Below are 20,141 nucleotides of genomic sequence, written 5' to 3'. Positions count from 1 at the left end.
ATAAAGTTTTAATGATGAGATTTTCAAGTTAGACCCTAGAGGAAATTTTATGAAACGTATACTTTCTGCTGTGATGGTTAGTAGTTGCTTGTTAACAGGGTTCTCAATGGCAACTTTAGCTCAGGGAATGCCAGGATTTACATTATTTGGTGGGCCAGAACAGAAAAATCAGTTAAACTTCCGTTTAGATTCTGGCAAATCAGGAAATTGGGATCGTTATCGACTGCGAATACCAGCAAACAAATTAAATTTAGCAGTTGCCCAGTTATCAATTTTTTATCCTAACTACTATAGAGGTTCATTTGATACCAACGATATAGAAATTCGTGTAGGGGGAGGAAACTCTAAAAAAGGAGAATTAATACCCATAGATGAAGTAGTATGGGACAAAGAAAATAATTTTCTAGAAATTTACCCTCTTGAACCTATTCCTGCTGGCAATAAAATTGAGGTAGTTCTCAATAATGTAAGAAACCCTCGATTTGGAGGAATGTTCCACTTTAATGCTAATATCAGGACTCCTGGTGATGTACCTTTACTTCGTTATGTTGGCACATGGCTTTTGAGCATAGAGTAGAAGATGCGGTTGAGAATATGACGATAGGTCCACCCAAACTCAATTTATTATATCTATGCTACAATAGGAGATTGTGAATTTAAATTATTATTAGATTAGTGGTTAAGGAGTAGAGAAAAATGACTCAGCGGACTTTGCACGGTACCAGTCGTAAGAGAAAAAGAGTATCTGGTTTTAGAGTAAGGATGCGTACTAGAAATGGCCGAGCAGTAATTAAAGCACGTCGGCAAAAAGGCCGTGAACGTCTGGCAGTTTATTAGATATCCAGGGAATAGGGATTAAGGAAGTTAGAAGTTAGAAGTCAGAAGTCAGAAGTTATTTTTGTAACAGGGGTTTGATCCCCGCTCCAAAAATATTTCGCCGATCTTGGCGGGGTGGCGCAACCCAATTATTTTGATAAGGGAAAATAATTGATGATTTTTGTAAGATAATTACAATTGTGATTTTCTAGATGTAGACTAACCACAAATCTAATCAAAGCACTCAAGTCGCGAACATGGTTAGTCCAGCCCACTTTTTTTAAAGTAAACGTCCTGAAAGGTCATAACACCTTGGGATGCAAGGCCAGTTCTGAGCTTCTGTTGTTCGGCATTAAACAGGTAAAGAGATTTGAAAAACCAGTGTGTCGAGCGGAAAAAGCCAAAATAACTGGGCGAGGCCAACTTTACGCATTTTGTGCCAAACGGGAGCTACCGAGGTCCAATTTTTTGCATGACCAGATTTTTTGAGGTGTATTAATATACCTCAAAAACTTATTATCTTTAATGTAAGAAATAGAGACAATTACTCGTTTTAAGCACATTTTTTCTAAGAGGACAAATATCAAAAAATCTCATCATGTTGCCTAGAGAAAGCAGGCTTTGTCGTCATCAAGACTTTACTATTGTATATCAGAAAGGAATTCGTAAGAATACTTCTCATCTGGCCTTAAGGGCTTTGCGTCATCAGCAGAGCCAAGAATTGCCTCAAGATACAGATAGCTGGGAAACTCATAAACCTACTCGCATAGGCATTTCTATTAGCAAAAAAGTGAGCAAAGGAGCAGTAGTCCGAAATAGAATTAAACGCCAAATTAGAGCAGCTTTGCGCCAAATGTTGCCATGTATATCAAGAGGATGGGATCTAGTAATCGTGGTCAAACCAACAGCCAAACAGTGCAATTATGATGAATTTCTGCAACAATTAGAGAAGTTATTGGCACAAGCGGAGGTGCTGCATGGGTATTCGAGAGGAAGCCTACTATGAGGGTGGTCCCCATATAGGAGATTTGATTTTTAATTTATTAATTGGCCTAACAATAATTGGCCTGCCTTTAACTGTTGCGGCTGTGGTTCGGGCCTTATGGTTAAGATATCGGATAACTAATCGCCGAGTTTCAGTAACAGGCGGCTGGATGGGACAAGATCGTACAGATATTGTTTATTCAGAAATTGTCAAAGTTGCCAAAGTACCCAGAGGATTAGGTGCTTGGGGGGATATAGCAATTGTCCTGAGAAATGGTACTCGCTTAGAACTTAGGGCAATACCAAGATTTAGAGAAATTGAAGCTTACATAACTGAAAAGATGACGGCAAAAACTCCAAAAGCTGTTAATAATGAATAATGAATAATTAATAATTAATAATTGATAATTAATCCCTAGAGGTTTCAAGCCTCTCCTTTTAAGGAGAAAAAAGTGCTAGGAGATTCCCGTAGTTGATTCAATCCGATGGTTTTAACCAGGGGTAATTATTCATTATTCATTATTCATTATTCATTTACCTATTCCCTGCTATATAATATTAATCTAGATAAAAAAACGGATGGATTATTAGATTTATAATATGTAGTTAAGTAGATATTGAAATTAGTAGTAATAAATAATTTCAAATAGTCAAAATTAAAAGTATCACCAGCCCCAAGGTTGACAGAAAATAATGGATTTTGGTATCGGGTTTCTTTCCAACAATATAATGCTTCCGATCCTAGATTTTTTCTACGGGATCGTACCAAGCTATGGTTTAGCGATCGTAGCTTTAACTCTTGTAATTCGCGCAAGTCTCTACCCATTAAATGCTGGGCAAATTCGGAATATGCGTAAGATGAAAGTTACGCAACCTTTGATGAAAAAGAGACAAGAAGAGATTCAAAAACGTTATAAAGACGATCCACAAAAACAGCAGGAAGAAATGGCTAAACTTATGAAGGAGTTTAATCCATTGTCAGGATGTTTACCCCTGTTGTTTCAAATGCCTATACTTTTTGCTTTATTTGCAACTTTGCGTGGGTCGCCTTTTACTAATATTAATTATACTGTAGATTTACAAATATTTCCTCAAGAACAACTAGAGCGAATTCAACCTCAAGCTTATACAACTTCACCTCAAAATATATATGTTACTGATGGTGTTCACTTTCCAATTTTGGCTTTGAGTCCTAATGGTAATAAGTTAGTTGTTGGAGATAAAACTAAGGTTGAATTTCAAACGGGAGAAGGTAAATCTTTAAACAGTTTAATGGAGGAATATAATCAATCTGAAATTCAGCCTACATGGACTGTAACAAAAGGTTCTGAAAGAGTTCAAATAGATGGAGATGGTAATTTAGTAGCTTTACAATCAGGTGAAGCTACAATTCAAGGTACAATTCCCGGAATTGCAGCAAATAAAGGATTTTTATTTATTAAAGCTCTGGGACGTGTCGGTGCCTTTGATGACAATGGGGCGATTCACTGGGATATATTAATTATGGTGATTGGTTTTGGAGTGAGCATATATGCTAGTCAGACAATATCAGGTCAAGGACCTGGTGCTAACAATGCTAATCCAAATCAAGACTCTATAAACAAAATTACTCCAATTCTATTTTCAGGAATATTTCTGTTTACTCCCTTGCCGGCTGGCGTGCTACTTTATATGTTGATAGCTAACATATTTCAAACTTTTCAGGCATTTATCTTATCCAAAGAACCATTGCCTGATGATGTTCAGAAATTAGTAGAAGAGTCACAACCAAAAACAACAAAAACAGGAAAGGGAAGACAATCATTACCCTTTGAACCAGGACGTTCTAAGAAGAAAGCTTAATGGTAGTAATGAGTGATAGTTATACAGAAGATCGAGGATTAGATGAAGGACAGCAATGGCTAGAAAAATTGCTAAACTTAGCAAAAATTCCCGCAAAAGTCATAGCTCAACAACAAGAAGATTCTTGTTGGTTGATAATAGATGAAACTAACCTGACACCAGAACAAGTTTCTGTTCTAGAGGGGGTTGATGGTAAAGTTATCGATGCTATTCAATACCTCACCAATACAATTCTGAATATAAATAATAATGATTCAGAAGAACATTTGGCCTACACTGTGGAAATAGCAGGTTATCGAGCTCGTCGCCAACAAGAATTATTATTAATGGCTGAGTATGCAGCTAAAAGAGTACGTTTGACTGGTCAGGAGTATGAGTTAACATCTCTATCTTCTACGGAACGCCGTCAAATACATACTATGCTTGAGGAATGTGAAGACCTAGAAACTTACAGTCATGGACAGGAACCAGACCGCCGTTTAGTCGTAAAAATTAGAAACTAATACCGTTTCACGGAATTCAAAATTCAAAAGTCAAAATTCAACAGTCAAGACTTTTCGTTGCGCGACATGAAAGACGACATAATAGTTTCAGAAAATTATTTCACACTTAAAATTTGAAACTATTTATGACATCTTTAATGTGAATTGGTATAGCCAAAGATAGGAAAAATAGGGAGAAAATTATGATTTGTAGAGATTAAAAATATTAATTTGAGTACAGTAAATTCAGAATTCTTAGTGCAGAATTCTGAATTTCTGGTAAGGAATAAGAGAGGTAGAGTAAGATGGAATTAATATCTATTCCTAATCTGTTGAAAAAAACGGATAGGACTGAATCTATAAAGTTTGAAGAGTTTATATCAGACTTGGAAACACTAACTCCAGTTAGGGGTTATTTACAAGTAACTCATCATGGAAATTATCTGGAAGTTAAAGGAAAATCAGAAACGATTATTACCCTCACTTGTGATAGATGTTTAAAGCAGTATAACTATAAATTGGCGATCGCTCCAAAAGAATTAATTTGGTTAAATGAAGTGACAATTGAAAAAGAGTTTTTTCAGATAGAGGCAGAAAATTCTGTGGAACATTTAGTAGAAACTTTGCCTCCAGATGGAGATTTTAATCCTCAAGAATGGGTATATGAGCAGATTTGTTTAGCAGTTCCTCCCAGAAAGTTATGCGACAAAAATTGCCAAGGTATAAAATTGTCTGGTATGAATACTTCATCATCAATTTTAGACAGTCGATGGGCAGCTTTAGAAGCGATTAAAGGCCAGCTCAATTAAGAATTGATAGTTTGATGTTAAAGTTGCTTGTTAAGTATGAAATTGAAAGGAAGGCAGAGGGGAGAAGGCAGAAGGCAGAAGGAAAAAAAGTAAGAAGGGAAAAAGTTTTTTTAAGCTAATTATCGGGAAATGATATTAGTTATTCTTGTAGAAAACAGCCGATAAAAATGTTTTCTGAACTCCCAAAAAATTAAATATTAAATACATCTAAAACCTTCTGTAACTAAAAAAAATATTATGAATTTTCAAGCAGAATTTGAACTACTATTACGTTCGCGGTACTCAATAATTTATATCCAGACTAGGGAAGAAGAACGGGTAGAAAATGCAATTACTGAATCAGCAAAAAAACAAGGTAAAGGAAGGCAGAGGGGAGAAGGTAAAAGGCAGAAGGAAAAAAAGTAAGAAGGGAAAAAGTTTTTTTAAGCTAATTATCGGGAAATTATATTAGTTAGTATTAGAGAAAACAGCCGATAAAAATGTTTTCTGAATTCCTCAAAAAACTAAATATTAAATATACATACAACCTTCTGTAACTAAAAAAAATATTATGAATTTTCAAGCAGAATTTGAACTACTATTACGTTCGCGGTACTCAATAATTTATATCCAGACTAGGGAAGAAGAACGGGTAGAAAATGCAATTACTGAATCAGCAAAAAAACAAGGTAATAGAGCAGTTTATGTATGGGATTTTGTGGAAGGATATCAAAATAATCCTAATGATATAGGTTTTGGCAAAAGAAATCCTCTTCAAGGGTTAGAACTTGTAGAAAAGTTGCCGGAATCAGCACCTGCAATTTTTATCTTGCGAGATTTTCAGAGATTTTTGGAAGATATTTCTATTTCTAGAAAGCTAAGAAATTTGGTGAAAAAGTTAAAATCTCAACCAAAAAATTTAGTTATTTTAGCACCAGAAATATCTGTTCCTGAAGATTTAACTGAGGTTATTACAATAGTAGAATTTCCACTGCCAAATAGTCAAGAAATTTCCCAAGAAGTAGAACGCCTTTTAGTGGGAATGGGTAAATCTTTAGAAAAACGTTTATTAGATGAAGTTGTTAGGGCAGCTCAAGGATTATCTATTGAAAGAATTAGAAGAGTTTTGGCTAAGGCGATCGCTACCCACGGAGAGTTACAGCTTGATGATGTTGATCTAATTTTAGAAGAAAAACGTCAAACTATTCGTCAAACTCAAATATTGGACTTCTATCCTGCTCGTGAAAATATTTCCGATATTGGGGGTTTGGACAATTTGAAAGATTGGTTGTTACGACGAGGAGGGGCATTTTCTGAACGAGCAAGACAATATGGTTTACCTCATCCGAGAGGTTTACTTTTGGTAGGAATACAGGGTACGGGTAAATCTCTTACCGCTAAGGCGATCGCTCATCATTGGCATTTACCTTTATTACGTTTGGATGTGGGCCGTTTATTTGGTGGTTTGGTGGGAGAGTCGGAGTCTCGTACCCGACAGATGATTTCTATTGCCGAAGCGTTGGCCCCTTGTGTCCTGTGGATAGATGAAATTGATAAAGGTTTTGCAGGATTTAAGAGTCAAGGAGATGCTGGTACTACGAGTCGTGTTTTTGGTACTTTTATTACTTGGTTAGCTGAAAAAATATCTCCTGTGTTTGTGGTAGCTACTGCTAATAATATTCAAGCTTTGCCACCGGAAATCTTACGAAAAGGTAGGTTTGATGAAATATTTTTTGTTGGTTTACCTAACCAGGAAGAAAGAAAAGCTATTTTTGAGGTACATTTATCTCGGTTACGACCTCATAATATTAAAAGTTATGATATAAATAGACTGGCTTATGAAACTCCTGATTTTTCTGGTGCAGAAATAGAGCAATCTTTAGTAGAAGCTATGCACATTGGGTTTAGTCAAAATCGTGAGTTTACTACTGATGATATCTTGGAGTCTGCTAGTCAAATTATTCCTTTAGCAAGAACTGCTGAAGAACAAATTAAGTTTTTACAAGATTGGGCAGCAGCAGGTAAAGCACGTCTTGCTTCTAGGTATGATGGCTTAAAAGGTAAGTTTTAAATATAACTATTATAGTTCTATATGCAATTCAAAATTCAAAATTCAAAATTCAAAAGTAATTTATGACTAATAAAGTAAAAATTTTTAGGTGGCAGTTCAATAATTAATAATTAATAATTAATAGACATCTCCAAAAATCAAAAGTAAAATCAATTCTTATCCATAAATTATAAATTATTCTTCTCTGCTCCCTCTTTCCTGTTCCCTGTTTCCTCTTTTCTGGATATGTCTAATAATTACCTCTTATTAAAAAGAAGAGGATTGGTTAAAAGGAAATTTTTTTCTTTTTTCTCATTGAAATTGAAAGGAGAGAATTTTCACCTTAATTATTCGGTAACAGGGAATTTGATATAACATCAAGTCTCGTTCATCAGCTATAATAAAAATTATTTTCTCTGTTAAATTGCTCCTTATTCCCTGTTCCCTGTTCCCTATTCCCTGTTCCCTTGAAAAAACTGAAAAATTATGAATTTGTATGGATTCTTCAAATTTTTAGTAGGGTTTATTTTAGCAATACTATTACTTGCTGGAGCTAGTGCAGCAGCAGTTCTATATTTTGCAGCTAAACTAACAAGAACGCCAGAAAAACCAATATTTAAAAATGAAAAACCTGTAGTCCAAAAAGTTAGTACGTCTCCTCAACCAACGAACACTACAAATGAATTAGCTCCTGGAACTTATAGGGCGATCGTGGTTGAACGTATTGGTTTGATTCTTCGGGATACTCCTAGCAGAAATGCTAATCGGATCGGAGGTATTTCTTATCAAGAGGAAGTTATAGTTTTGGAAGAGACTTCTGATCAGAGATGGCAAAAAGTTCGGGTAGATGATGGGAGCGATCGTATAGGTTGGGTTTCCGGTGGTAATACTGAAAAGTTGGATTAGATTGTCAACTTTTTATTGAGCAGAGGAGTAGGGTTGCAGGTAGGGGCGTTGTATGCAACGTCTGTACAGAGAATTAAACACAAGAATAATTGACATTAACAAGTTAATAATTATCGAAAATGTTATTTTTCTGTTGTTATATCATGTCGGGTTGAACAGTTATAAATAACGATACGACTGAGGAGTCAGGAGTCGTAGGGGCGAGCAAGCGAATCGCCCCTACAGGAGTCAGGAGGAAAGAAACAAGAAAGAGGAAGAAGAGGAGAAGAAGGAGAAAGTTTTTTGATAGCTAATTATCCGGACATGATCTTATATTATGCCCAATAGCATTGGTATTTTCAGCAATTAACAATTAACAATTAACAATTAATAATGATTAGTTATTCGGTAACCGCGAAAGTAAGGAAGAAGCTTTAAGAGAAGGAAAAAGAAGAATGCTTTAGTTCTCTAGGAGAGAAGTTTTAAAAGAAGGAAAAACTTGAATTTTCTGTAGATATAGCATTTCTCATAAAGATGAGGTACAGTTACGATCCCCCTAAATCCCCCTTGAAAAGGGGGACTTTGAAGACTCCCCCCTTTTTAAGCTATCCCTTATAAGGAACTCTTGAAACCCTTGTGGGAGGGTGGGGAGGAGGGGGAGGAAGAATTCTGTCTACATTCATAAAAAAGTGTGTTTTTCAATACACTTTTCTCCTGAAAAAGCCGATTCAAGACTAAAACATAACTTGTCTATGTTGTCAAGTTTTATGTTAAGAAAAATGTTTATAAAGCATAGCTTTTTAAGGGGGGCAGGGGGGATCTAAAACTGTATCTCACCAATTTGAGAAACGCTATACTCAGACTTGGGTTTACGCAAAGGATACTAGCGGACATTATATTAATTACTTGCGGGTGAATCGAGCTATGAAATAATGACGAGCGTGTTATGAGAAACCGGGTTTGTTCGAGACAAATATCATTAAGTCATCAACATCTGATACAAACCCGGTTTCTACAATGCGAGAAAAATCATAGCCATGCATTACCAATGCTTAATTATATCATGTCCGGTAGCATCGTTTGTGTATAGAGTTAAGTCACAACTGGAAGAAACCCTCCTGACTCCTGTACGGGCGTTAACGATAGTTATGCGAAGCAAACGGCCGGAAAGCCCCTACTACTCCTGACTCCTCCATTTTTATTTATAACTATTCAACCGGACATGATATTACTTAATAACTGAAGTTTTACACAAGTATAGCATTATTTTTGGGAATTAGTATCATATCAAATCCGGTAGTGTAGGTATAAATAAAGCACAGGAAGCGGGTTTATATAAAATACCCTACCCTTACTAACATTTGTCTCCCATAAACCCGGTTTTTTAATGTACGGGCGATTCGCTTTTGCTCCGCATTCCGCAGGAAATCGCCCGTACATTGCCAGAGGATTTGATTCACTTATCAAGATTTAATTGTTCAGTATTAGGAGCATCTTACTCCTCTAAATAAGGGAGATGCTTTTTCCCTAAAACCTACAAATTTATTACCTAAATCAGACTTAAGAATTGATGTATATTTCATCTTCTTGAGCATGAGAAAAACTTTTTTCTTGGTCAATAATCTTCACAATTCCATCATTTGTTAAATCCTCAATATATTCTAACAAATCATTTTTCAACAGCTCTGGATCGACTTCTTCCAATTCCAAAATATCCTCATAAGCTTCTTGGATCGACTCAGCTCCGATTAAGGCAAATAACATTTTAGCTGCTACATCATCTAAGAGAAAATCTTCACCTTCTTGTTGAGCATTAACTACAAAAATTCCTCCCTCATCTTCTGCTAAGAAAAAATCATTAGTGAATGATACTTTTTGAGTGAATGAAATGTTCACAACTTACCTCTAATACCAATAAAATTAATTCCAAAAAATACTGCTTTTAGATAGCAAGATATACTATACAATAATTAAACAATTATTTTCTATTAAGTAATAATAAAGAATATGAACCTTCGTATAGGTAATGGCTACGACATTCATAAATTAGGGCCAGAAAGACCATTGATTTTGGGAGGAATCAAAATTGACCATGAAATGGGACTTATTGGCCATAGCGATGCGGATGTTCTGACTCATGCCATTATGGATGCAATGTTAGGCGCTCTAAGTTTGGGTGATATTGGCCATCATTTTCCTCCAAGTGATGAAAAATGGGCTGGTGCTGATAGTATAGAGTTATTGAACCGTGTCAATCATTTAGTTCATGCTGCCTGCTGGAAAATTAGTAACATTGACTCCGTAGTAGTGGCAGAGCGTCCTAAACTGAAACCACATATAGAGAAAATGCGATCGCGCCTTGCTACTGCTTTAGAACTAGAAGCAAGTCAAGTTAGTATTAAAGCTACTACAAATGAAAAATTAGGTCCTGTAGGTAGAGAGGAAGGTATTGCTGCTTATGCAGTGGTTTTGCTACAGAAATATGAGGGTTTGTAACTGTTAATAGCAATCCTAAATGATTCGTGAAAAAAAAATTGTAGGGGTTTGGAAACTAAACCCCATTTTCACTTCTTATTTATAAATTAGGGTTTAAAGACTTACGCGAAAATACTATAAATGGCATTCAAAAATCATAGATATATAGTTTTTAAAACTCAATCATCGGTAAGTTATTCTTAATATTAAGATCGACAATATTTTTTTCTTTCCTCGACAAATAAGATTGGCAATCTTTCTGGCAATACTGACAGTTTTCTTCAGGACAAATTAGGAGACCACAAGAACAACTTTCGTGCATTCCTAAAATAAGGGGAGAATAGCCACATTTGCCTTTCTTTTCTATCTTTCCACCACAGTAAGCAATAATAGTTTTCCAAGAATCATGGGAAGCTTTTTTCCCTTGCAAAATACCTTCATGTCTAAACTTAAACATCTTAAATTCGCTCAATTCTGTTTTTTCTCGATTTTCCCAAAGAGTTTGTAAAGTATTGCAGAAACTGTGTATTGTCTGCAAAGGATCATAAATTTTTAGTGGATGATTTTTATGGGAATTTTCATACAAAATATCTAAATACTCTTGGGGACTATACTCTGAATTATTCTCTTCAAGCATCTGTAAAAAATGCTTGAGTAGAGAAATAAATAGATGAGATAGAGAGATTATTTTATTTTGAGGATATAGGGATATGTTTATGAGATAATTTATAAACTGAATCTTCCATTTTGGTAAATGGTTTTGCCAGTTTTGAGGCAAATTTTCCCTAGCCAAAATAAACAATGGTAAAGGATTAATTCCTACAATAGAAATATCTTCCCAAGTAGGAACTTCTCCATCTGATAGATTTGCAATTAAATTCTTAAAATCCTGAATTATTCTAATTTGTTTTTCGTAAAATTTTTCTCCATAGTCAAACAACCAATGAGGTAAATAAGAATTAGAAATTTTGCCCCTAGGCGAATAAGAATTATAATTTTCTGTTGTAGATGAATCACTGTAAAAATTTTCTAATCTAGATAAATCTATTTTTAGTCTGTCTTTGTCATTAACAATATTTTTTAACTCTTCAAGTGATTTTTTATAAAAAATACCTAAAACTTTTGGTTTTTCTACAGTAAAATTTAGTGGTTCTTCTCCATCAATAAATCGCTTTTGTAAATAAGGAGATAAAACACCAACAATATAAACCTCTTTTTTTTCCCGATCCTGATTTGTTCGTTCCTGCTTAAATTTAGGAACACAAAACTCAGAGTAAACTTTTGAGTTAACAGTAAACCGAGAATTTTTTACATCAAGTAAAATCTTTTTATTCAGTCTAATATCTGCTAGCTTCCAGTCTGAGCTTTGTTTAGTAATCTGATGAATAGAAATATCTTCTACTTCATATCCTAATGCCTGACAAAATTTAATAACTAGCCTTTCTGCTCCTCTAGCAGAAACCATTTGAGCGTATTTGAATTCATTTGAATTTATAGCAGGTTCCCACTCTTTTATTAGCTGTTTATCATCCTTATTTTCTCTAACTTTTTTATATAATTCTTTCCAATCTTCTTGTAAGTATTGAGCATAGAGATAATCAGAATTATTAAAGTTAATGACTATTTGAAAAAATTCCTTGTAGAAGTTTTGTATAGCTCGTCTTTTATGCTCTATAGGTGCAATATTCCACAGAAAGCCTTGATATTCTACTAAATCGCCAAATTTTTCCCAGTATATAGAACGTTTTTCTTCAGTATCTCTAGGAATTTTTTCCCTAACTTCATTTGATAGCTGTTGCTTCAGAGATTCATTAGTATTAGTATCTTTGAGATATTTATTAATAAAATCAGCATAGTTAGTGAACTCATTTTTACCATAAAGACATAAATTATTTCTCAGTTCAGGAGATTCCACTAAAAAGTTTTCATAATTCTGAATAATTTTATTGGTTAATATCCTTTTAGTTTCAGTGTCAAAATGACGGAGCTTTTCTATAATTTTTTCTATTGCTTCTGCTGATGGTAAAGTATTTACATATTCCAAGAACAAAGATGTAGCAATTTTGTAATCATTGTTCTTAACACATATATTAATAATTTCGTTTCTTAACTCAGAAGATTCCACTAAAAATCTTTCATATTCCCGAATAATTTTATTGGTTAATATCCTTTTAGTTTCAGTGTCAAAATGACGGAGCTTTTCTATAATTTTTTGTATTGCTTCTGCTGATGGTAAAGTATTTACATATTCCAAGAACAAAGATCTAGCAATCTTGGAATCATTGCTATTCACACATATATTAATAATTTCGTTATATTCACTATCAGGAAGTATTTTTTTCACCTTTACAGCTTTCTTTTTCTCTGACTCAGAGGTATGGCGCAAACCACAAGAAACATAGTCTCCAGATGAAAATTCTTTAAAAGATTTAAAATGGAAAAAGCCATCATATTTTGTGGCAATTTCTCCTGTTCCCCCCGAAAAACTAATGACAACTCCAGTATATTTCTTTAATTCAACATTTATTGCCTCAAACTTTTGAGAGTTTTCTTCCAAATCAAAACAAACATAGACTCCTTCTCCATTATCTCCTTCTAAAAGTATTTGTAAATCTTGTGGAATTTCACGGCGGTTAACATAAATATCTCGATCGATATCTCCTTCTGCGAGATTAATAAAACCAAAATTATTTCGGGTTTGCCGTTGATTATTAAAACCACCAAACCATTTAATTTTACCAGTTACCATTTTTTTGCTACTTCCCTGATATTTCCTAGAAATAATTAACTATTTAGAACCTCAAATTAACTCTAACTCATATTGTTACCATCTTCCTTCCTTATTTAACAGCTTTCGATTATATAGTCATAAGAAATTATTCGTGAAAAAATTGGATATGGCGTTTCGCTCCGCAAACATGTCGGCGACAGGCGTTAATGTTTGCGGAGCATTCCGTCAGGAAAGTTGTGCGCTAGCAAAAACGACCGCTTTTTCATCCCCTTTATTGGGGAGTCTTGAGACCTTATTTTTGGGTCAAAGGGGCATCTCTTGTCAAGTATGCATGATCCCCCTTATTTTTGGCAACATTCTTTTTTCACCCTTGGTATAAATCAGTATTGAATCTACTGATTTTTGCTTTGATTAATATTCTCTAAAACATAATCATAAACAGGTTCAATTTCTCGAAAATATTCAGCTTCATCAGCATTATTTGACACAAAAAATAAAGTCAAGCATTTGATAACTTTTCCTTCCAATTCTAAATTATCATTACCCATAACAACTTTGACTGGATTATTAGAAAATCTCTCGTTTGTCAATTCAGCTATTTGATTAAAAGTATTAAATAAGCATTGATATTCCTCCTCATCGCGGGGCATAACTGCTACATATCTCTGTCTCATAACTGCATCTTTTGTAGAAAAATGACCTTCACAACTAGAATAAGTTATACAATTTAATTTCAGAATTAAAGCAATAGTTAAATCTCTAACTCCTGGTTCAATTGATCGTTTAAAATAACGATGATATTTAGTAAAAATTGGCGAGTCGCAACAAGCAGCAGTTCCATCAGTATTAATATTACCATTAGGACTTTGTTTAAATATGTCAAATTCCGTTACTTCAACAAATCTATCTTCCCAGGAATCAACAAAAGATTTTAGATCGCTAAATTCAGTCATAATTTTAAATATTTTTTATAGCGCGTAGCGCTAGGGAATAGGGAACAGGGAACAGAATGACAGGACTTAGGCAAAGAAACCGGGTTTTTAGGATAAATCGTTGTTTTTAACAATTAACATTGACGAAAAAAAACCGATTTCTGGGTTCCCCTGCGTAAGTTCTGATAGAAATAAAGATAGCTGCAACTCATTAGTCTGAGAAACACTATAGTTAACCAGATAATGATAATTATATAATATCTAAATTAAAATTCATCGCCAAAATCTCTAGTTAGATATTTGTTTTTAGTAACAAACATAAATCTTAAGAAAAACAGTTTTTTTTCTATGTATTAGAACATAAGCTATATCCTCAAAACTGATTTAATACATTCCAAAATTATAGCATTTCTCAGATTAATGAGGTACACCTATCTTTATTTCTATTCTATTCCCTATTCCCTATTCGCTCAAACATAGAAAATGAAAAATATCAAACTTTTTTTCCATGCTTTCCAGAGTTTTTGGTCAATTGGTAAAATATATTGGTGGGATTCTCCACAGAAATGGCGAGCAATTGGTTTACTTATCTTGCTACTTTGTTTTCTCAGTTTAGATTCAACTATAGGAGTTAATCAACTAAAACAACAAGGAGAATTAATTTCTGCTTTAGTTAAGTTGGATGCAGAGAGATTCTGGCAATCTGCATTTTTCTATATTGGTGCTTCTATTGTGTTAGCTGTGACTGTTGCTACTTGGCAATATTTAGAAGATAAAATTCGTCTGTATTCTAGAGAGTGGTTAACTAAATTTTATTTAGATAAATATTTGCAAAATAATTGTTTTTATAAAATCAATACTTTTGAGCGAGAAATTGACAATCCCGATCAGCGAATTGCAGAAGATATTGCAGCATTTTGTCATCGTTCTGTCAGTCTATTTAGGCAGTTTACCCTAGCAATTATTAATGTGTTTGCATTTGGCATTTTACTTTGGGAAAAATCAAAATTATTGGTTCTGATTTTAGTCATATATTCTCTCGGAGGTATGTTAATTACAACTATAGGTTTTGGGAAAATTTTGATTCCAATTAAAAAAGAACAACTGAAACGAGAAGCAAATTTTAGATTTGGTTTAGTGAGAATTCGAGAGAATGCTGAATCAATTGCTTTTTATAATGGAGCTAAGAGAGAATTTACCTACATCAAGCAAATATTTGCTCCCGTTTTAAGTATTTATAATAAAGTAATTACTTGGGAGAGAAACTTAGATATTTTTCAAAACATATATGGTTATATTACTTGGATGTTACCAGCTTTAGTTATTGGTCCGAGAATTTTAGCAGGAGAACCAGGGTTGGAAGTGGGAGCAATACAAGAAGCAAATGGAGCTTTTGGAAAAGTCTTTAGATCCTTGAATATCATAGTTAGGATGTTTGAATTCCTCACCAGTTTTATAGCAGGTATTGAACGTTTAGAGAGTTTTGTCAAAGTTTTACAAGAACCCAAACAATTGTCTGTAGAGGGGAGTAACATAATTGATACCGTTGAAGATTCCCGTTTAAGTTTACAGCATCTTACTTTGCAAACTCCTAATTATCAAAGAACTTTAGTTAAAGATGTATCTATACAATTACAACCTGGAGAAGGACTTTTAATTATGGGGATGAGTGGTGGCGGAAAAAGTTCTATTTTGCGAGCGATCGCTGGTTTATGGAATTCTGGAACGGGAACAATTTATCGACCGCCATTAGCAGAGATTCTTTTTTTACCACAACGTCCTTATCTGATTTTAGGTTCCCTGCGAGATCAACTGCTATATCCACGCACTGACTTAAATATTTCTGATGCAGAAATTTATCGAGTGCTAAAACAGGTTAACTTACCAGACTTAGCTGAAAGATTCGCTGGTTTAGATACCATAGAAGATTGGGATAATATGTTGTCAATGGGAGAACAACAGCGCCTAGCTTTTGCTCGTTTGTTGCTAACTAAACCGCGTTATGCAATTTTAGATGAGGCAACAAGCGCTCTGGATGTGGAAAATGAACAACGTCTTTACCAACATTTGCAAACTTTATCGACTACTTATATTAGTGTCGGACACAGACCAACTCTGTTACAATATCACCACCAAGTTTTGGAAGTCCTCGGCGATCAAACTTGGCGAGTGAGTTATCCAGAATCATTAGACATCTCCAGAAAAGAGGGAACAGGGAACAGGGAATAGGGGGAGTAATTGATAATTTACAGTGCTTTTCAGTTGAGTAGACCACAAAACTGTTGTAGGAGTAATGAGTAAGGAGTAATGAGTAAGGAGTAATGAGTAATGAGTAAGGAGTAATGAGTAAGGAGTCAGTATGATTCTGGTTTATTCATCCATTTTACCGCTGTATGGATAAGAATTAATTTAATTTTTCATTTCCAGAAAAGAGGGAACAGGGAACAGGGAACAGGGGGAGTAATTGATAATTTACAGTGCTTTTCAGTTGAGTAGACCACAAAACTGTTGTAGGAGTAATGAGTAAGGAGTAATGAGTAAGGAGTAATGAGTAATGAGTAAGGAGTAATGAGTAAGGAGTCAGTATGATTCTGGTTTATTCATCCATTTTACCGCTGTATGGATAAGAATTAATTTAATTTTTCATTTCCAGAAAAGAGGGAGCAGGGAACAGGGAATAGGGGGAGTAATTGATAATTTACAGTGCTTTTCAGTTGAGTAGACCACAAAACTGTTGTAGGAGTAATGAGTAAGGAGTAATGAATAATGAGTAAGGAGTAATGAGTAAGGAGTCAGTATGATTCTGGTTTATTCATCCATTTTACCGCTGTATGGATAAGAATTAATTTAATTTTTCATTTCCAGAAAAGAGGGAGCAGGGAACAGGGAACAGGGAACAGAGAACAGGGAATAGGGGGAGTAATTGATAATTTATGGATAAGAATTAATTTGATTTTTCATTTTTGCAGAAGTCTATTCTGATTTATGCCTAATATCAAATCCGCTTGCTTCGGAGTTACAAGAAACCGGGGAAAGTGGGAGGTCATTTCAGTTATCAGTTATCAGTTGACCCTATATCTATAGAACCCATTTGGGATCTATGATTGGGAAGTGTGGGAGGTGTGGAGAGTTTAGTCCGTACAGGACTCAAAAAATGTAGGGTTGTAAATATTCTAGCTCAGACAATGAATGAACAATGCCTACACAAGCGCTCCCCTACACAAGCGCTCCCCTACTCCCTCTTTTCTAGAGATATCAAATGGGTTCTATAATAACGCTCCTGCACATTATCTATAGCATTATAGCACTACGCATTAAGGGCGCGGACATTTCTAAATCCTGTTTGCGCAGCATGACCTAGGAAAAACCTTTTCACAATCTGCTATTCCCTCACAGGAGTGCGCGTTCCCTCACAGGAGTCAGCATTCCACAAGCGAGCTGTCGGCGACGCGGGGTCTGACCGCTTGCGCCTTGCCTCTTGCTACGGTAGCTCTCCTCTTTCTACGGTAGCTCTCGCTAACGCTAACGGCGACGCGGGGTCGCACCGCTATTCCCTATTTCCTAGCGCTATACTATTCAGTAAGAGTATTATTTCTTACTTACAACAATGTACCAACCACTTAATATACAAAATCTAAATTATTCATAATTATTCTTAATAATTTAAAAAAATATTAATTTTTTTTTCAAAAAAAAGTATTTTTCTACATAAATAAACTAAGTATTTTGTATTATTATTTCCCTATAATACTTAAAACAACTTACATTTTGACTTTAATAGTATCAAATAAATATATGTATAAATAACTTTAGACAAATTATTAAAAAAAATGTTACAATTATCATCGACCAAGTTTTATTGAAAATAAATTTTAATAATGCTGAGAAAACTTTTGTATTTATTCAAACAATACGGAGCGACAGGAGTAGTCGGATTAACGGGGATTACTCTTTCGATCATTGCTACACTCGTGGTTTATAACTGGGAACTGGCAAAAGATCGAGAGCGGTTTCAACAACAATCTACTGTCTTGGTGAATGAGCTACAAAGGCAATTGGATAGTTACACCCAACTGACTAGATCGGTAGGCACCTTCCTAAATACGTCTAAACAAGTTACTAGGCAAGAATTTCAAGAATTTACAAGTTCCCTATTACCATACTATGACGGTTTGTTAGGATTAGGTTGGAGTCCAAAAGTAGAGAATCAGGAACGTTCGCTTTATGAGCAAAAGTTACAAGCTCAAGGGGTAAGAGATTTTAAGATTCGCGAACAGAACCCGAAAGGAAATCAAGTAGTGGCAGGCGATCGCTCGGTATACTTCCCCACAACCTATATTGAACCATTAAATCAATGGCAAAACTATATTGGTTGGGATGCTGCTTCAGACATCAAACATTTACTGAGTATAGAAAAAGCAGAACGTCTAGGAGTGAGTGTGAGTACGCCTTTAGTACAGTTAAAAAATGGTAAACCAGGCTTTATGGTTTACTACCCAGTCTTTAGTTCCAATAAATTAAAGTTTCAATCCTTTTACTCCGAAAAAGTTGACGCCAATAGAAAATTTCAAGGAGTGGTATTTGGTTTTTATGAAATTCGGACTTGGGTTGAAAAAGCCATCAGGAATCTCAACCCTAAAGGATTTGATTTCTATCTCTATCGCTTACCGGAAGATCAGTTAGATTCGGCTTTAAACAAAACTGCTGTTAGTGCCACTGATCATTTCCTCATAGCATATAAAGCTGAATCCCAAACCTTAACAGAATCTCCTCAAGTTGCCAAATTAGAAATCATTGACAGCTCCACAGAGCAGTCAGAACATCTGTGTCGTTATAGCCCTGAGTGGCAATTTTGTATCCGTTCGCTTCATACAGCACAACAAGAACTTTCCTTGCTAGTCTTACCTGCTTCTCATCGTTCTACATTTAGTTGGGATTCTGGAAAAGTGTTGGCATTAGGCTTATTGATGACAGGTTCTTTAGTGATGTATTTATTAATTTCCCAGCAGGCAACTTTAAAAATTGAGAGCAAAAATAATGAGTTAGAAGAATTACTGCAAGAACTACAGCAGACTCAACTACAGTTAGTACAAACAGAAAAAATGTCAAGTTTAGGTCGGTTGGTAGCGGGTGTTGCCCATGAAATTAATAACCCGGTCAATTTTATTTCCGGAAATCTTGAATATGCGAACAATTATTTTCAAGATTTGTTGGATTTACTAGACCTCTATCAAACCGAATATCCTACTGCCACAGCAGAGATTGAAGTAGCTATTGAAGATATTGATTTAGATTATATTGTCGAAGATTTACCCAAGATATTAAAATCTATGAAAGTTGGGAGTGAACGTCTGAGGGAAATAGTTTTGTCCCTGCGTAATTTTTCCCGGTTAGATGAATCAGCAGTCAAGGAAGTCGATATTCATACAGGTATTGAAAGTACGTTAATGATTTTGGAACATCGACTCAAGACTAGGAGCGATCGCCCAGAAATTCAGGTAACTAAAGACTACGGTAATCTACCTTTGATTGAGTGTCATGCAGGTCAATTGAATCAGGTATTTATGAATATTTTGGCTAATGCCATCGATGCTTTAGAAGACGCAATTAGGGTAGGGCAGTTAAAGGAGCGATCGCCTATTATTTCAATTAAAACAGCTCAAGTCGATCCTAAATGGATTACAATCCACATTACCGATAACGGTCCTGGTATTAAGACAGATATTCAAACTCGCTTGTTTGACCCCTTTTTTACAACTAAACCAGTTGGCAAAGGAACGGGACTCGGACTTTCAATTAGTTATCAAATTATTTGTGAGAAGCATGGGGGCTATTTACTGTGTTGCTCTGAGGAAGGAAATGGTACAGAGTTTATCATTAAGTTGCCGATCGCTATCCAAGTTCAGAGGTCTTTTGAAAGGAAGAAGCAAGAAGGAAGAGAGAAGAAGGAAAAAGGTTTAAAAGATGAGGTTAAGTGCTAAACTTATCTGTTACTAAACTTTCCTCTTAATTTTACTAAATAGACGTCTCTAAAAATCAAAAATAAAATCAATTATTATCTATACTGGAGAGTACAAACTTATTCTAAAAAACGATTTATTTTCAAGGCTGAAAGTATTACTAATAAAGGATTTTATCGCCTACAGCTCCGAATAG

The 20,141-nt window shown here is 34.9% G+C and carries 17 protein-coding genes; 14 read left to right on the top strand and 3 right to left on the bottom strand.

The window, feature by feature from the left end:
• The first annotated feature begins 49 nt into the window (after positions 1-49).
• From F6K40_RS10410 to F6K40_RS10365, 10 genes are all read left to right on the top strand, one after another.
• A complete protein-coding gene (locus F6K40_RS10410) occupies positions 50-577 on the top strand; it encodes a DUF2808 domain-containing protein (RefSeq protein WP_293135111.1) in 528 nt (175 codons plus the stop codon).
• Positions 578-696: 119 nt separating this feature from the next.
• Positions 697-837: a 50S ribosomal protein L34 gene (gene rpmH, locus F6K40_RS10405; protein WP_293135108.1), complete on the top strand. Its 141-nt coding sequence runs from the start codon at positions 697-699 to the stop codon at positions 835-837.
• Positions 838-1,414: 577 nt separating this feature from the next.
• The gene (gene rnpA / locus F6K40_RS10400; RefSeq protein WP_293135105.1) at positions 1,415-1,822 is read left to right on the top strand and encodes a ribonuclease P protein component; all 408 of its coding nucleotides are present in this window, start codon (positions 1,415-1,417) and stop codon (positions 1,820-1,822) included.
• A complete protein-coding gene (locus F6K40_RS10395) occupies positions 1,794-2,180 on the top strand; it encodes a PH domain-containing protein (protein WP_293135102.1) in 387 nt (128 codons plus the stop codon). The genes rnpA and F6K40_RS10395 overlap by 29 nt, the downstream gene beginning before the upstream one ends.
• Positions 2,181-2,493: 313 nt before the next feature.
• Positions 2,494-3,642, top strand: a complete 1,149-nt coding sequence (gene yidC, locus F6K40_RS10390) for a membrane protein insertase YidC (RefSeq protein ID WP_293135099.1) — start codon at positions 2,494-2,496, stop codon at positions 3,640-3,642.
• Positions 3,642-4,145, top strand: a complete 504-nt coding sequence (locus tag F6K40_RS10385; protein WP_293135096.1) for a Jag family protein — start codon at positions 3,642-3,644, stop codon at positions 4,143-4,145. The genes yidC and F6K40_RS10385 overlap by 1 nt, the downstream gene beginning before the upstream one ends.
• A 284-nt stretch (positions 4,146-4,429) precedes the next feature.
• Complete coding sequence (locus tag F6K40_RS10380; protein ID WP_293135094.1) at positions 4,430-4,933, top strand: YceD family protein; 504 nt, start codon at positions 4,430-4,432, stop codon at positions 4,931-4,933.
• A 237-nt stretch (positions 4,934-5,170) separates the two neighbouring features.
• Positions 5,171-5,338: a hypothetical protein gene (locus F6K40_RS10375; protein ID WP_293135093.1), complete on the top strand. Its 168-nt coding sequence runs from the start codon at positions 5,171-5,173 to the stop codon at positions 5,336-5,338.
• Between the two features lie 145 nt (positions 5,339-5,483).
• Positions 5,484-6,983, top strand: coding sequence for an AAA family ATPase (locus F6K40_RS10370; protein WP_293135092.1), 1,500 nt, complete (start codon positions 5,484-5,486; stop codon positions 6,981-6,983).
• A 465-nt stretch (positions 6,984-7,448) separates the two neighbouring features.
• Positions 7,449-7,868, top strand: coding sequence for an SH3 domain-containing protein (locus F6K40_RS10365; protein ID WP_293135091.1), 420 nt, complete (start codon positions 7,449-7,451; stop codon positions 7,866-7,868).
• A gap of 1,539 nt (positions 7,869-9,407) precedes the next feature.
• On the opposite strand, the gene F6K40_RS10360 is transcribed toward F6K40_RS10365, so the two are convergent.
• A complete protein-coding gene (locus F6K40_RS10360) occupies positions 9,408-9,743 on the bottom strand; it encodes a PqqD family protein (protein WP_293135090.1) in 336 nt (111 codons plus the stop codon).
• A 111-nt stretch (positions 9,744-9,854) separates the two neighbouring features.
• Between F6K40_RS10360 and ispF the strand changes: the two genes are divergently transcribed.
• Entirely contained in the window at positions 9,855-10,343 is a 489-nt protein-coding gene (gene ispF / locus F6K40_RS10355) for a 2-C-methyl-D-erythritol 2,4-cyclodiphosphate synthase (protein WP_293135088.1), read from the top strand.
• Positions 10,344-10,494: 151 nt separating this feature from the next.
• Here ispF and F6K40_RS10350 read toward each other — a convergent pair whose 3' ends face one another.
• Together F6K40_RS10350 and F6K40_RS10345 are read right to left on the bottom strand one after the other, a co-directional pair.
• Entirely contained in the window at positions 10,495-13,071 is a 2,577-nt protein-coding gene (locus F6K40_RS10350) for a S1 domain-containing protein (RefSeq protein ID WP_293135086.1), read from the bottom strand.
• Between the two features lie 374 nt (positions 13,072-13,445).
• Complete coding sequence (locus tag F6K40_RS10345) at positions 13,446-14,006, bottom strand: hypothetical protein (RefSeq protein ID WP_293135084.1); 561 nt, start codon at positions 14,004-14,006, stop codon at positions 13,446-13,448.
• A 462-nt stretch (positions 14,007-14,468) separates the two neighbouring features.
• Between F6K40_RS10345 and F6K40_RS10340 the strand changes: the two genes are divergently transcribed.
• The 3 genes from F6K40_RS10340 to F6K40_RS10330 all read left to right on the top strand — a co-directional run bounded on the left by F6K40_RS10340 (position 14,469) and on the right by F6K40_RS10330 (position 19,966).
• Positions 14,469-16,214: an ABC transporter ATP-binding protein/permease gene (locus tag F6K40_RS10340; RefSeq protein WP_293135081.1), complete on the top strand. Its 1,746-nt coding sequence runs from the start codon at positions 14,469-14,471 to the stop codon at positions 16,212-16,214.
• A gap of 875 nt (positions 16,215-17,089) precedes the next feature.
• Positions 17,090-17,257, top strand: a complete 168-nt coding sequence (locus F6K40_RS10335; RefSeq protein WP_293135078.1) for a hypothetical protein — start codon at positions 17,090-17,092, stop codon at positions 17,255-17,257.
• A gap of 606 nt (positions 17,258-17,863) precedes the next feature.
• Positions 17,864-19,966, top strand: a complete 2,103-nt coding sequence (locus F6K40_RS10330) for a CHASE domain-containing protein (protein ID WP_293135075.1) — start codon at positions 17,864-17,866, stop codon at positions 19,964-19,966.
• The last annotated feature ends 175 nt before the right edge of the window (positions 19,967-20,141 follow it).

The sequence above is a fragment of the Okeania sp. SIO3I5 genome (assembly GCF_010672085.1).
Lineage (GTDB): Bacteria > Cyanobacteriota > Cyanobacteriia > Cyanobacteriales > Microcoleaceae > Trichodesmium.
The sequence above is the reverse complement of the archived record's forward strand: the minus strand, read 5'-3'. Positions and strand labels throughout refer to the sequence as shown.

Bases quoted from the DNA above. Each gene is read 5' to 3' on its own strand.
- F6K40_RS10410 (WP_293135111.1), top strand. From the start codon at position 50: ATGAAACGTATACTTTCTGCTGTGATGGTTAGTAGTTGCTTGTTAACA.
- rpmH (WP_293135108.1), top strand. From the start codon at position 697: ATGACTCAGCGGACTTTGCACGGTACCAGTCGTAAGAGAAAAAGAGTA.
- rnpA (WP_293135105.1), top strand. From the start codon at position 1,415: ATGTTGCCTAGAGAAAGCAGGCTTTGTCGTCATCAAGACTTTACTATT.
- F6K40_RS10395 (WP_293135102.1), top strand. From the start codon at position 1,794: ATGGGTATTCGAGAGGAAGCCTACTATGAGGGTGGTCCCCATATAGGA.
- yidC (WP_293135099.1), top strand. From the start codon at position 2,494: ATGGATTTTGGTATCGGGTTTCTTTCCAACAATATAATGCTTCCGATC.
- F6K40_RS10385 (WP_293135096.1), top strand. From the start codon at position 3,642: ATGGTAGTAATGAGTGATAGTTATACAGAAGATCGAGGATTAGATGAA.
- F6K40_RS10380 (WP_293135094.1), top strand. From the start codon at position 4,430: ATGGAATTAATATCTATTCCTAATCTGTTGAAAAAAACGGATAGGACT.
- F6K40_RS10375 (WP_293135093.1), top strand. From the start codon at position 5,171: ATGAATTTTCAAGCAGAATTTGAACTACTATTACGTTCGCGGTACTCA.
- F6K40_RS10370 (WP_293135092.1), top strand. From the start codon at position 5,484: ATGAATTTTCAAGCAGAATTTGAACTACTATTACGTTCGCGGTACTCA.
- F6K40_RS10365 (WP_293135091.1), top strand. From the start codon at position 7,449: ATGAATTTGTATGGATTCTTCAAATTTTTAGTAGGGTTTATTTTAGCA.
- ispF (WP_293135088.1), top strand. From the start codon at position 9,855: ATGAACCTTCGTATAGGTAATGGCTACGACATTCATAAATTAGGGCCA.
- F6K40_RS10350 (WP_293135086.1), bottom strand. From the start codon at position 13,071: ATGGTAACTGGTAAAATTAAATGGTTTGGTGGTTTTAATAATCAACGG.
- F6K40_RS10345 (WP_293135084.1), bottom strand. From the start codon at position 14,006: ATGACTGAATTTAGCGATCTAAAATCTTTTGTTGATTCCTGGGAAGAT.
- F6K40_RS10340 (WP_293135081.1), top strand. From the start codon at position 14,469: ATGAAAAATATCAAACTTTTTTTCCATGCTTTCCAGAGTTTTTGGTCA.
- F6K40_RS10330 (WP_293135075.1), top strand. From the start codon at position 17,864: ATGCTGAGAAAACTTTTGTATTTATTCAAACAATACGGAGCGACAGGA.